Origin of the sequence: Trinickia dabaoshanensis, from assembly GCF_002879885.1 — a bacterium.
Taxonomy (GTDB): domain Bacteria; phylum Pseudomonadota; class Gammaproteobacteria; order Burkholderiales; family Burkholderiaceae; genus Trinickia; species Trinickia dabaoshanensis.
The window spans coordinates 119,063-131,635 of sequence record NZ_PNYA01000011.1; the positions used below are offsets into that span (position 1 = coordinate 119,063).

The following is a 12,573-nucleotide window of genomic DNA, read 5'->3' on the forward strand; positions in this document are numbered from 1 at the left end:
GTATCGATCATGCGAGGCAGGTGATTCGGAAAGTAACGGCGCGGCGTGCGATGCACGCCGCGAACGCGAATGAGGTCATGAATGGCCGGGTTCGGGCGCGCGCGGACGCGTCGCGCCCGCAATGTCCGATACGAGTTCGGCTTCGCCGCCGGACGCGGCGGCGGCAGCGGCAGCGCTCGGCGGGCCGGGCTCCGGCTTGGCCGGCGCGGAAGCCGCATCTTGCTTGGCCGCGATGGCCGCCTCGGGCTTGCCCGGGGCTTCGCCCTTCGAGCCTGGCTCCTGGCCACGTCCGGGCGCCTTGTGCTCGACATGCGCGGCGCGGATCATGGCCGGCGGCACGCTCGCCGCGCGTTCGCCGCCTTCGGCCGCGGCAGATGCCTTCGCGGCTTCGCCGCGTGCGCCCTTCTCCGCGCGCCGTTCGGGCGCCCTCAGATCGAGCGCCGCTTGGATGCCTTTGACGCCGGGCACCACTTCGGGCTCGCCGTGCTTGCTCGCTCTCGCACCGCGCGAGCGCTTCGGCTTGACTTCGAGCGCAGGCTGCACCGCCATGACTTCGTCGAGCGCCTTTTTGGCCGCGGCCTGCTCGGCCGCGCGCCGGCTCGCGCCCGAACCCGATACCTTCACATCGAGCTTGGGCACCGAGCATTCCACTTCGAACTGCTGGTTATGCGCCGCACCGTGCGTCGCGACGACCGTGTAGGTGGGTAACGCGATCTTGTGACCCTGCAGATATTCTTGCAGCAGCGTCTTCGCATCCTTGCCGAGCGTGCGCGGATCGATGTGATCGAGGATCGGGATATAAAGCCGCTTGATGACGGTCTGCGCCGCATCGAAGCCGCCGTCCAGGAAGATCGCGCCGAGGATGGCCTCGAAGGCGTCGGCCAGAATCGAAGGACGTCGGAAGCCACCGCTGCGCAGCTCGCCCTCGCCGAGCCGCAAGCCGTCGGAGATATTAAGGGCCTGAGCAATTTCGTAGAGCGACTGCTGTTTGACGAGGTTGGCGCGCACGCGCGACAGATCGCCTTCGTCCAATTTGCCGAATCGCTGATACAAAAGCGCGGCCACCGCGCAATTTAGAACGGAATCGCCCAAAAATTCGAGCCGTTCATTGTGCGAGGCACTGTGACTGCGGTGGGTTAACGCCTGGCGCAACAATTCCGCATTGCGAAATTCGTAGCGCAACCGGCTTTCGAGCGGAGATAGCGGCATGTGCAGAGTATAACGCGCGCGCCCCGCCCTACGGTCCGACGGGGCGAGGCGCTAAAAACGTGGCAATCCGAGTGGACCAGGAACACGCGGCCCGCCGGCAGCGCGATCGCGACACCGGCGCGGCGAGTGACGCGTTCAGTTGAACGTGCCGATGCGCTTCAGGTTACTGAAGTTCATCCAAACGAAGAACGCGCGACCCACGATGTTGCGATCGGGCACGAAGCCCCAGTAGCGGCTGTCCGCACTGTTGTCGCGATTGTCGCCCATCATGAAGTAGTGTCCCGCCGGCACCTTGCACACCACGCCTTCGCTGTTATACGAACAGTTGTCGCGATACGGATAGTCTTCGGCACCGATCACGAACGGCGGCACGGCGGGGTTGTTCAAGATCGCATGCTTACGCCCGGGCAGATCTTCCTCGAACTGCTTCGCATAGCCGATCCGCTCTTCGTCGAAATAATCGGCCAACGGAGTTTCGGCTACCGGCTTGCCGTTGATCGTCAGATGCTTGTTCTCATAGGCGATCGTATCGCCGGGCAGGCCGATCACGCGCTTGATGTAATCGACCGATTCGTCCTTCGGATAACGGAACACGACGACATCGCCGCGCTGCAGCGGCGAGCCATGCGTGATCTTCGTGTTGACGATCGGCAGACGCAAGCCGTACTCGAACTTGTTCACGAGGATGAAATCGCCGACGAGCAGCGTGGGCACCATCGAGCCCGACGGGATCTTGAACGGTTCGACCACGAACGAGCGCACGAGGAACACGACGAGAATGACGGGAAAAAAGCTGGCCGTGTACTCGAGCCACCAAGGTTGACGCAGCTTTTCGTCGCGCAGACGCGCGCGCGTTTGCGGTGCGTTTTCATCGGCGAAGCGCTCGCCGATACGCGCCTGCTGGCGATCGAATTCGGCAATGGCGGCTTCCGCGGCACGGCGGCGACGCGGCAAAAACACCAACTTATCGGCAATCCACGCGATGCCCGTCAAAATGACGAGCACAAAAAGAATCAGCGCAAAGTCCATGTAAGAGAGGTCCTGTTATTTGTCTTCGACGCGCAAGATCGCGAGGAAAGCTTCTTGCGGAATCTCGACGGACCCGACTTGCTTCATTCGCTTCTTGCCTTCTTTTTGCTTTTCCAACAGCTTCTTTTTACGCGTGATGTCGCCCCCGTAGCACTTCGCCAACACGTTCTTGCGCAGCGCCTTGATGTTTTCGCGCGCGATGATGTGCGCGCCGATCGCCGCTTGAATCGCGACGTCGTACATTTGACGCGGAATGATTTCGCGCATCTTGGCCGCGACTTCGCGTCCACGGTATTGGGACTGCGAGCGGTGCACGATGACCGAGAGCGCATCCACCTTGTCGCCGTTGATGAGCATGTCGACCTTGACGACGTCGGACGCGCGGTATTCCTTGAACTCGTAATCCATCGACGCATAACCGCGCGAAACGGACTTCAGTCGGTCGAAGAAGTCGAGGACGATTTCCGCCATCGGGATCTCGTACGTGAGCTGCACCTGGCGGCCGTGGTACTGCATGTTGATCTGGTTGCCGCGCTTTTGCGTGCACAGCGTGATGACCGAGCCCACGTAATCCTGCGGCATATACAGATTCACGGTGACGATCGGCTCGCGAATCTCTTCGATTTTCGAAGGATCGGGCATCTTGGCCGGATTCTCGACCAAGATCGTCGTGCCGTCGCCCTGCACCACCTCGTATACCACGGTGGGGGCCGTGGTAATGAGGTCCATGTCGAATTCGCGCTCGAGCCGCTCCTGCACGATCTCCATATGCAGCAGACCGAGGAAGCCGCAACGGAAACCGAAGCCGAGCGCCTGCGACACTTCCGGCTCGTATTGCAGCGAAGCGTCGTTCAGCTTGAGCTTTTCGAGCGACTCGCGCAGCGCGTCGTACTGGTTCGCCTCGACCGGATACAAGCCGGCGAACACCTGCGGCTTCACTTCCTTGAAGCCCGGCAGCGGCTCTTGCGCGGGCCGCGTGGCCAGCGTGACCGTGTCGCCCACCTTCGCCGCCGTCAGCTCCTTGATGCCCGCGATGATGAAGCCCACCTGCCCGGCCGACAGCGTTTCGAGATTCTTCGACTTCGGCGTGAACACGCCGATGTGCTCGACGGGATACTGGGCGCCCGTGGCCATCAGCTTGATCTTGTCCTTCGGGCGCAGGGTACCGTTCACGATGCGCACGAGCATGACGACGCCGACGTAATTGTCGAACCACGAATCGATGATCAGCGCCTGCAGCGGCGCTTCCGGATCGCCCTTGGGCGGCGGCACCTTCGCGATCAGCGATTCGAGCACGTCCTCGACGCCGAGCCCCGTCTTCGCGCTGCAGCGCACGGCGTCGGTGGCGTCGATCCCGATCACGTCTTCGATTTCTTCGATCGCGTTTTCGGGATTGGCTGCAGGCAGATCGATCTTGTTGAGCACGGGCACCACTTCGACGCCGAGTTCGATCGCCGTGTAGCAGTTCGCGACCGTCTGCGCTTCGACGCCCTGGCTCGCATCGACGACGAGCAACGCGCCTTCGCAAGCCGACAGCGAACGGCTCACCTCGTAGGAGAAGTCGACGTGGCCCGGAGTGTCGATCAGGTTCAGGTTATAGACCTGGCCGTCACGCGCCCGGTAGTGCAGCGCGGCCGTTTGCGCCTTGATCGTGATGCCGCGCTCGCGCTCGAGATCCATCGAGTCGAGCACCTGCGATTCCATTTCGCGGTCGGACAGGCCACCGCACAGTTGGATGATGCGATCGGCAAGCGTCGACTTGCCATGGTCGATGTGAGCAATGATCGAAAAGTTGCGTATGTGATCCATTCAGGGCCGATCAAGCGAAAAAGGCGCGCTCGGACGACTGCGGAGCACGCCTTGTAAGTATGTGAAAAAACGACCTATTTTAGCCGAAATGGCCTGCTCACGGCGGATTTCGCGGCGGCGGCCGCTCGCCTGCGCGCTCGAGCTCATGCCGGCGTCATGCGCAGATCACGCGCGAGGCCGTACCAGCGCCGCCCGCACGCGCTCCGCGTCGAGCCGATAGTGGCAGAGCTCCACGCCCTCGCAGACCAGCACCGGTACGAGTTCGTCGTAGAGGGCGACAAGGGCGGGATCGGCATCGACGTCGATCACCTCGAGCGTGGCCCCGAATTCGCGCATGAGCGGCTCGAGCGCGTCGCGCATCTGCTCGCACAAGTGACACCATGCGCGCGAGTACAGCGTCAAATGCCGGCCGGGCAACGCCGTCATTTCCCTTGGGCGCGCGGCTTGATCGGCACGAACTGCGTGTTCTCGCCGCGGCGCACGAGCACCGCCACCATCTTGTGCGGGTCGAGATGGGCCGTGAGCTGCTCGAACTGCTTCGCGCTCGAGATGTCCGTATCGCCGACACGCAAGATGATGTCGCCCTTTTGCAGCCCGACGCGAGCAGCCGGGCCATCGACCGCCTCGACCTGGACGCCGCCCGTGCGCAGCTTCAGCGACTTCAATTGGCTGGCGGGCAAATCCGACACCGTGACGCCAAGCGAATTCGACGGCCGCGGTTTCGGCGCGGGGCTTTGCTGGGCATCGGCCTTGGCGGTTTTTTCGGGCTGCGTCTGGACGACCGTGATGGGCACGTCGTGCGACTGCCCCTTGCGCCAGTACGTGACCGTCGCACGCGAGCCCGGCTTCGTGTCGCCGACCATGCGCGGCAAATCCGTATCCGTCTCGACCGCGGCACCGTTGAATTTCAAGATGATGTCGCCGGGCTGCAGTCCGGCCTTGTCGGCCGGGCCGCCTGCTTCGACGCTGCTCACGAGAGCGCCTTGGGCGCGCGGCAAACCGAGCGACTCGGCCACGTCCTTCGTGACTTCGCCGATCGACACCGCAATGCGCCCGCGCACGACCTTGCCAGTCGTCTCGAGCTGATCCGCCACGCGCATCGCTTCATCGATCGGAATCGCAAACGCGATGCCCATGAACCCGCCCGTGCGGCTATAGATCTGCGAGTTGATGCCGATCACCTCGCCTTGCATGTTGATGAGCGGGCCGCCCGAATTGCCCGGATTCACAGCCGCGTCCGTTTGGATGAACGGCAGATAGTCGCCCGTCTCGCGGCCCTTCGCGCTGACGATGCCGGCCGTCACCGTATTGTCGAGACCGAACGGCGAGCCGATCGCCACGACCCATTCGCCCACGCGCACCTTGTTCGAATCGCCGATGGTCACCGTCGGCAGATTCGTCGCGTCGATTTTCACCACGGCGATGTCGGTGCGGTCGTCCACCCCGATCAGCTTGGCCTTGAATTCGCGCTTGTCGGTCAACGTCACGTAGATGTTGTCGGCATCGTCCACCACGTGGGCGTTGGTCATCACGTAGCCGTCGGCGGAGACGATGAAGCCCGAGCCGACGCCCGCGCTCTTCTCCTCGTCATTGTTGTCCGATTGGTCCGGACTGCCGCCGCGGTCACCGCGGTCGCCGCGGTCGCCTTGATCGCCGCCGCGCGGGGTCTGCGGCAACGGAATGCCGAAAAAGCGCCGGAAGAACTCCGACATGTCCCCGTCGCCCATACCGGGAGGCGCGGAGCGCTGGCCGCTCGAACTCGGCGCAAGCGTCGTCGTGGTGCGGATATTGACCACGGCCGGCCCAACCTTGTCGACGAGGTCGGTGAAATCGGGCAGGTTCGCGGCCGGCACAGCCGAGTGCGCATACGGCGCAAACGAGAGGCAAGCCATAGCCGCCGCGGCCGCGAGGAAGTTGCGCACCGAAAGATTCGTCATAACAAAGGGAAGCCGAAGCGTTACTTGGTAGCTTTGTATTCTATGGCAGACGCGAACCGCTGCAGTGTTGCTTGCGGCACTTCGCCGAGCACGGTTATCCAATAATCGCGATAACGTGTGACGAGCACATGCGTTGCGCCCGTGCTGCCCGCGCCCTCTTTGCGGGAATTACCCTCGGCCGGCTCGACGAAGACGGAGATCGTCGAAAGTCCGTCGGAGAACACCGCTTGATCGACCGGGATTGGCGCTGCGTTGGGATCGCGGGCGGCCATCAGCCGCCGCAACTCACGGATTTGGTGGAAACCCGGGACATCGGGAGCCATCCGCCAGCCTTGCGCTTGCATATCGACCGGCGAAACGGGCGGGCGCACGAGCGTCCAACCGCTCGAGGCGCGCATCCCCGCGGCGATGCCGGCTTTTTGCGCCGGTACGCCCACGCGCACTTGCGTGAACGCGACTTGCGCCAGCACCTGCCCCGAAGTGTCTAGCGTCTGCACACGGAGCAGCAATCCCGACTTCGCATCGGCCCAAAGCTTGTACGCGAAGCGGAAGGCATCCTTCGGATCGAGTTCGATCACCTGAGCGTCGAGCCCCGCGACACGATCGGCGCCGAGCAGTTTCGGGTCGTAGACGGAAAGGACCTGCGCCCCGCTTTCGCTGATCAACGCGGGGAACGAATCCTTGTTCAGGCGCTTTTCAACGACGCAGATATGCCGGTCGGGCACGAAAGTGTAGAGATCGTCGTCGTGACGCAAAAGCTTGCGCGGCTGACCGTCGAGGCTTTCGACCGACTCGAACTCACCGTCGGTGTGCGTCGAATAATGGGCGATCCGCGAGGATTGAACGAAGTTGCCGTGCTGAAAGACGAACACGCCTTCGTAGTTTTCATGCCGCGCAGCGGCCTGGATGCGGTCGAGCAAAAGCCCCGCCTGCTGGCGCTCCGACGCTTCGGTCTCGGCGCGAACGGGTTGCGGTGACAGTGAAAACATGGCCGCCGCGAAAAGCAGCCACGCCGCCCACTGCCGCGGGGCAGCGGCGCGCATCGAGCGCAATGTCGGCATCGGCTTAATGGCCTTGCGACGTCTGAACTGCCGCGCGAATGAGCGGCATCGAGCCCACCGCCATCGGCTGCTGAGCGAATTGTTGATGCGCTTCCAAATATTGATCCAACTGCGCGTCGCGGATGATGTTGCCCTCCGGAGCGCCCGGCACGTTCGTCATCGCGACCGATTGCATGCCGTCGCCGTTCGCGTTCGTCGCGGCCGTTTGCACCGTGGCTTGCGTGCCGAAGCCGTGCCACTGGGGAATGACGGCCCAGCTCAGCATCGCCGCCGCCGCGGCCACGGCCAGCACCGGCGCGACCCGCCGCCGGAGTACGGCGGACGCGCCGCGGCGCGAGGCGCCCGCATGGGGAACGAGGATGTGCGGCTCGGCTTCGAGCCGCGCGGCAAAACCGGCGAGAAACGTATCGCTCTTGGCCGGATGAACGGCCAGATCGTCGGAGCGCAAGGCGTCGCCGATCAAATGATAAGCGGACCAAGTAGTGCGATCGACGTGATCGAACTCGGCCAACAATTCATCGAATGACGGGGCATCGAGCCCTTCCCCGTCGACGAATGCCGACAAATGCTCGCCTCGCGAGCTTCCTTGCGACTGCATCGAGACCGACCCCATGACGCTCCCCATCTTACACACACCCCGTAGTAATCCGACCGTACCCAGTTATAGCTGCTATCCGCCGCCCGCGAGGCACTACCAGCGTTTGCCTTCCGGCGTGCCCAGTAGCGGACGCAATTTTGCCGCAATCGCCTCGCGAGCGCGAAAAATACGCGATCGAACCGTGCCGATGGGACAGTCCATCATCTCGGCGATCTCTTCGTAGCTCAAGCCCTCGATTTCACGAAGGGTGATGGCCACCCGGAGTTCTTCCGGCAACAGCGCCATCGCGGCATTGACCGTCTGCGCGATCTGCTTGCTCATCAACAACGACTCAGGCGTGTTGATATCCCTTAGTTGATCTGCGTCCGAGAAAGTTTCCGCCTCTTCGGCGTTTGCTTCCGTCGAAGTGGGCGCGCGCCGGCTCTGCGTGGCGAGATAGTTCTTGGCCGTGTTCACGGCGATGCGATACAGCCAGGTGTAGAACGCCGACTCGCCGCGGAACTGGGGCAATGCCCGGTAAGCCTTGATGAATGCGTCTTGCGCGACGTCCTCCACCTCGGCGGGGTCGCGCACGAGCCGCGAGATCAGCCGGATGATCTTGCGATGGTATTTCGAGACCAGGAGTTCGAACGCGGCCTTATCGCCCTGCTGCACGCGCTCGACCAGAACCTGGTCGATTTCTTTTTCGCTCACCTGTTGGGGTCCGTTTACTTGGAGGGATGCGTCGCGGACGGCTATTGTAGCGTCCCTATCTCCGCTCCATGCTCAGTGTGTAACGGCTGTTACCGGCGTTACAGATCGGGACCGGCCGCCGAGTGAACTTCGCGCCGGCGCCTCGCCTCAATAGGCGGCATGGCGCCCGCGTACGGCCAACGCCCGGAACGCCGCCGCATCGACGGCATCGGCCGCTACGACGAACGCGTCGCTACGACGCGCTTCGGGGCCCGCTACAGCGAAGACGAGCAGCCGCTCGGCCCATTGCGAAAAACCGACGATACGCCCTTGAAAGAGGCGCTGCCCGCCGCGGCCGAATCCGGCGATGCCCTCGGGCGTCAACTCAAGCAGTACCGGCTGACGGCGTTCGTAACGCGCGAACGAGGCGCACAGCGCGGCCACGACGGCGCCGGCGAGCCAAAGCGCATCGATCGCGCCCAGATGCGCGGACGCGGTGCCATGGACGGCAGCCGCGCACACGCACCCGAACCCGAGCGCCGCGAGGCGCACCGTGCGCGAGCGCCGCAGCCTAAGCCGCCGCGGCGCTCCCGAGTCGACTTCCGGATCGAAGTCAGTCAACGCAGCGCTGCGCTCAAACCCGCTTGAACACGAGCGTGCCGTTCGTGCCGCCGAAGCCGAACGAATTCTTCAGCGCCACGTCGATCTTCATCTCCCGCGCTTCGTTCGCGCAGTAGTCGAGATCGCATTGCGGGTCTTGGTTGAAGATGTTGATCGTCGGAGGCGACACTTGGTGATGGATCGCCAACACCGTGAACACCGATTCCAACCCGCCCGAGCCGCCCAGCAAGTGGCCGGTCATCGACTTCGTGGAATTGACGACGACCTTCTTCGCGTGGTCGCCGAGCGCGCGCTTGATACCCGTCGTTTCGGCCAGGTCGCCCAGCGGCGTCGACGTGCCGTGCGCGTTGACGTAGTGGACCTCGTCCGCATTGACGCCCGCATTGCGCAACGCCGCGCTCATGCAACGGCGGGCACCGTCGCCGTCTTCGAGCGGCGCGGTCATGTGGTAAGCATCGGCGCTCATCCCATAACCGCCGACTTCGGCGTAAATCTTCGCGCCGCGCGCCTTCGCATGCTCGTACTCTTCGAGCACCATGACGCCCGCGCCCTCGCCGAGCACGAAGCCGTCACGATCGGCGTCCCACGGACGGCTGGCCGTAGCCGGATCGTCATTGCGCTGCGACAACGCACGCGCAGCGGCAAAACCGCCGATCCCGAGGGGCGACACCGTCGCCTCCGCACCGCCGGCGAGCATCACGTCCGCGTCGCCGTACTCGATCAGACGCGCCGCTTCGCCGATGCAGTGCAAGCCCGTGGTACAGGCCGTCACGATCGCGAGGTTCGGGCCCTTCATGCCGAATTGCATCGACAGGTGACCCGAAATCATGTTGATGATCGATGCGGGCACGAAGAACGGCGAAATCCGGCGCGGACCGCGATTGAGCAGTTCCGTCTGCGTCACTTCGATCATCGGCAGACCGCCGATACCCGAGCCCACGACGACACCGGCGCGCTCGGCATTGGCCTCGGTGATTTCGAGTCCGCTGTCTTTCATCGCCTGCATGCCGGCCGCCATGCCGTAATGGATAAAGGTATCCATATGGCGGGCTTCCTTGGCGGACATGTAGTCTTCGACGTTGAAGTTCTTCACTTCACCGGCGAAGCGCGTCGAGAAGTTCGTTGCATCGAACTTCGTGATGGTCGCGATGCCGGACTTGCCGGCGACCAGATTGGCCCAGCCGTCGGCAACACTATTGCCGACAGGCGATACCAGACCCAGGCCTGTTACAACAACACGGCGACGGCTCACGGTAACCCCTTTTCCATAAATGACAAAAGCAAAAGCCACAGCGGCCACAGGAAACCGCCCCTGTGAGCCCTGTGGCTATAAATTCGGCACTAGCATCGGAATCCGACGTCAGAACGCGTCAACCCGCAGCCAGCGTACAGCGCGAGGCGTGTCCGACCTTAGGCCTTGACGTTTGCGCGCGCGTAGTCGATCGCTTGTTGGACCGTCGTGATCTTCTCGGCTTCCTCGTCCGGAATTTCCATGCCGAACTCGTCTTCCAGCGCCATCACGAGTTCGACCGTGTCGAGCGAGTCGGCACCGAGGTCGTTCACGAACGAAGCTTCGTTCTTGATTTCAGCTTCGGCGACGCCCAGTTGTTCCGCGACGATCTTCTTGACGCGCTGTTCGATGTTGTCCATTACCCCTCCGAGGGAAAAAGTTCAAAAATCCAAGTGCGCGCATTTTATCAGGTTTGCCAGGTCAAAAAAGCGCGCGCTAGGCATAGCCCCACGCCCCGTAGAAAGCGATACGCTTTCAGCGTCGGCGCGGATGTTAAACGAAATTCGTTACGACATGAACATGCCGCCGTTCACATGCAGCGTCGTGCCGGTGATATAACCGGCTTGCGGCGAAGCAAGGAAGGCGACGGCATGGCCGATATCCTCCGGACTGCCCAGCCGGCCGAGCGGAATCTGCGTCTTGAGCGCGGCCTGCTGCTCTTCTGGCAGCACCTTCGTCATATCGGTATCGATAAAACCCGGTGCGACACAGTTCACCGTAATGCCGCGGCTGCCGATTTCGCGCGCGAGCGCACGCGTCATGCCGGCCACACCGGCCTTCGCCGCCGCGTAGTTCATCTGCCCCGGATTGCCAGTAGAACCGACCACCGAGGTGATATTGATGATGCGGCCGCCGCGCGCCTTCATCATCGGGCGCAACACGGCACGCGACAAACGGAACACAGCCTTCAAGTTCGTATCGATGACGGCGTCCCACTCGTCGTCCTTCATGCGCATCGCGAGTTGGTCGCGCGTAATGCCCGCATTGTTGACGAGCACGTTCAGCGCGCCGAATTCCTTCACGAGGGAATCGATCGTTGCGTCGACCGCGGCGGCGTCGTTGACTTCGAGGACGATACCGCGTCCCGCCAGGCCCTCGGCCGCGAGCGATTCGGTGATGCCGGCCGCGCCTGCCTCGCTCGTCGCGGTGCCGATGACGGTCGCGCCTTGCCGTGCCAGCACGAGCGCGATCGCGCGGCCGATGCCGCGGGACGCGCCAGTCACGAGTGCCACTTGTTTATCGAGAGCTTTTTCCATGATTCGCGTGATCCGTTAAACGGGCAATGCATTCCATACGCGTACCGCTGCCAGATTTCCAGCGGCCCGCTTGCGCTTCATGCGCCGAGTAGCTTCAGCGCTTCGTCGAGCGAAGCCGGATCGGTGATCGCCGCGCCCGCGAGATTACCGTCGATTCGTTTGGTCAAGCCGGCGAGCACTTTACCCGGCCCGCATTCGACCACGTGGGTCACGCCGTCCTTGGCCATGGCTTGCACGCATTCGACCCAACGCACCGCGCCGGCCGCTTGCCGCACGAGCGCATCCTTGATCGCGGCGGGCTCGGACACGATGGCGACATCGACATTGTTGACGACCGGAATGTGCGGCACCTTGATTTCGACGCTCGCAAGATACTCGCGCAGTTGATCCGAGGCGCTCTTGAGCAGCGACGAATGAAACGGCGCGGACACCGGCAACGGCAGCGCGCGCTTGGCGCCCTTGGCCTTGGCGATCTCGCATGCCTTCTCGACGGCCGCCTTGTGGCCCGCGATCACCACTTGGGCGGGCGCGTTGAAGTTGACCGCTTCGACGACCGCGCCGCTTTCGCGCGCTGCTTCGCCGCACACCGCGCGCACGGTATCGTCGTCCAAACCGAGGATCGCAGCCATGCCGCCGACGCCGACGGGCACGGCCGTTTGCATCGCTTGCGCGCGAAAGCGCACGAGCGGCACCGCGTCGCGAAAGGCCAACGCGCCGGCGGCGACGAGCGCCGTGTATTCGCCCAGGCTGTGGCCCGCGACGATCGCGGGCTCGGCACCGCCCGCTTCGCGAAACGCGCGGTAGATCGCGTAAGCGGCCGTCAGCATGACGGGCTGCGTGTTCGTCGTGAGATTCAATTCTTCGGCGGGACCTTCGGCAATCAGCTTGCCCAGGTCCTGGCCCAGCGCGTCGGACGCTTCCTGGAGCGTTTCGCGCACGACCGCGCGATCGGCGAACGCGTTAAGCATGCCGACCGATTGCGAGCCCTGCCCAGGAAAAACGAACGCAAATTTCATATCGCCCCCAAATGTGAAGCTTGATGCGTACTGCACGCGCGCGCGATGACCGGCCGGCACTCGGCCGGCCGAAC

13 protein-coding genes are annotated in these 12,573 nt (G+C 63.4%); all 13 read right to left on the minus strand.

Going from position 1 to position 12,573, the window contains the following annotated elements:
- Positions 1–75: 75 nt before the first annotated feature.
- The 13 genes from rnc to fabD all read right to left on the minus strand — a co-directional run bounded on the left by rnc (position 76) and on the right by fabD (position 12,499).
- Positions 76–1,209 (minus strand): ribonuclease III, encoded by a 1,134-nt coding sequence (rnc, locus tag C0Z18_RS13940; RefSeq protein WP_102646004.1) that lies wholly within the window; start codon positions 1,207–1,209, stop codon positions 76–78.
- Between the two features lie 135 nt (positions 1,210–1,344).
- A complete protein-coding gene (lepB, locus tag C0Z18_RS13945) occupies positions 1,345–2,238 on the minus strand; it encodes a signal peptidase I (RefSeq protein WP_102646005.1) in 894 nt (297 codons plus the stop codon).
- 15 nt (positions 2,239–2,253) lie between these two features.
- Complete coding sequence (gene lepA / locus C0Z18_RS13950) at positions 2,254–4,047, minus strand: translation elongation factor 4 (RefSeq protein WP_102646006.1); 1,794 nt, start codon at positions 4,045–4,047, stop codon at positions 2,254–2,256.
- A gap of 165 nt (positions 4,048–4,212) precedes the next feature.
- Positions 4,213–4,473, minus strand: a complete 261-nt coding sequence (locus C0Z18_RS13955; RefSeq protein ID WP_102646007.1) for a glutaredoxin family protein — start codon at positions 4,471–4,473, stop codon at positions 4,213–4,215.
- On the minus strand, positions 4,470–5,984 hold the full coding sequence (locus C0Z18_RS13960; protein WP_102646008.1) for a DegQ family serine endoprotease: 1,515 nt from the start codon (positions 5,982–5,984) through the stop codon (positions 4,470–4,472). The genes C0Z18_RS13955 and C0Z18_RS13960 overlap by 4 nt, the downstream gene beginning before the upstream one ends.
- Before the next feature lie 20 nt (positions 5,985–6,004).
- Positions 6,005–7,045 carry a MucB/RseB C-terminal domain-containing protein gene (locus C0Z18_RS13965; protein ID WP_102646009.1) on the minus strand — a complete coding sequence of 347 codons (1,041 nt, stop codon included), beginning with the start codon at positions 7,043–7,045 and terminating at the stop codon, positions 6,005–6,007.
- A 4-nt stretch (positions 7,046–7,049) separates the two neighbouring features.
- The gene (locus C0Z18_RS13970) at positions 7,050–7,658 is read right to left on the minus strand and encodes a sigma-E factor negative regulatory protein (protein WP_102646010.1); all 609 of its coding nucleotides are present in this window, start codon (positions 7,656–7,658) and stop codon (positions 7,050–7,052) included.
- A 78-nt stretch (positions 7,659–7,736) separates the two neighbouring features.
- The gene (gene rpoE, locus C0Z18_RS13975) at positions 7,737–8,336 is read right to left on the minus strand and encodes an RNA polymerase sigma factor RpoE (protein ID WP_102646011.1); all 600 of its coding nucleotides are present in this window, start codon (positions 8,334–8,336) and stop codon (positions 7,737–7,739) included.
- A 147-nt stretch (positions 8,337–8,483) separates the two neighbouring features.
- Entirely contained in the window at positions 8,484–8,936 is a 453-nt protein-coding gene (locus C0Z18_RS13980; protein ID WP_102646012.1) for a hypothetical protein, read from the minus strand.
- A 13-nt stretch (positions 8,937–8,949) separates the two neighbouring features.
- Positions 8,950–10,188: a beta-ketoacyl-ACP synthase II gene (gene fabF / locus C0Z18_RS13985; RefSeq protein WP_102646013.1), complete on the minus strand. Its 1,239-nt coding sequence runs from the start codon at positions 10,186–10,188 to the stop codon at positions 8,950–8,952.
- A 158-nt stretch (positions 10,189–10,346) separates the two neighbouring features.
- Positions 10,347–10,586, minus strand: coding sequence for an acyl carrier protein (acpP, locus tag C0Z18_RS13990; RefSeq protein ID WP_004197638.1), 240 nt, complete (start codon positions 10,584–10,586; stop codon positions 10,347–10,349).
- A gap of 147 nt (positions 10,587–10,733) precedes the next feature.
- The gene (fabG, locus tag C0Z18_RS13995) at positions 10,734–11,483 is read right to left on the minus strand and encodes a 3-oxoacyl-ACP reductase FabG (RefSeq protein WP_102646014.1); all 750 of its coding nucleotides are present in this window, start codon (positions 11,481–11,483) and stop codon (positions 10,734–10,736) included.
- A 77-nt stretch (positions 11,484–11,560) separates the two neighbouring features.
- Positions 11,561–12,499 carry an ACP S-malonyltransferase gene (gene fabD, locus C0Z18_RS14000; RefSeq protein ID WP_102646090.1) on the minus strand — a complete coding sequence of 313 codons (939 nt, stop codon included), beginning with the start codon at positions 12,497–12,499 and terminating at the stop codon, positions 11,561–11,563.
- Positions 12,500–12,573 lie beyond the last annotated feature (74 nt).

Coding starts and splice junctions, on each gene's coding strand:
- acpP (WP_004197638.1), bottom strand. CDS start 10,586: ATGGACAACATCGAACAGCGCGTCAAGAAGATCGTCGCGGAACAACTG.
- C0Z18_RS13960 (WP_102646008.1), bottom strand. CDS start 5,984: ATGACGAATCTTTCGGTGCGCAACTTCCTCGCGGCCGCGGCGGCTATG.
- C0Z18_RS13955 (WP_102646007.1), bottom strand. CDS start 4,473: ATGACGGCGTTGCCCGGCCGGCATTTGACGCTGTACTCGCGCGCATGG.
- fabG (WP_102646014.1), bottom strand. CDS start 11,483: ATGGAAAAAGCTCTCGATAAACAAGTGGCACTCGTGACTGGCGCGTCC.
- lepB (WP_102646005.1), bottom strand. CDS start 2,238: ATGGACTTTGCGCTGATTCTTTTTGTGCTCGTCATTTTGACGGGCATC.
- rnc (WP_102646004.1), bottom strand. CDS start 1,209: ATGCCGCTATCTCCGCTCGAAAGCCGGTTGCGCTACGAATTTCGCAAT.
- fabD (WP_102646090.1), bottom strand. CDS start 12,499: ATGAAATTTGCGTTCGTTTTTCCTGGGCAGGGCTCGCAATCGGTCGGC.
- lepA (WP_102646006.1), bottom strand. CDS start 4,047: ATGGATCACATACGCAACTTTTCGATCATTGCTCACATCGACCATGGC.
- C0Z18_RS13965 (WP_102646009.1), bottom strand. CDS start 7,045: ATGCCGACATTGCGCTCGATGCGCGCCGCTGCCCCGCGGCAGTGGGCG.
- C0Z18_RS13970 (WP_102646010.1), bottom strand. CDS start 7,658: ATGGGGTCGGTCTCGATGCAGTCGCAAGGAAGCTCGCGAGGCGAGCAT.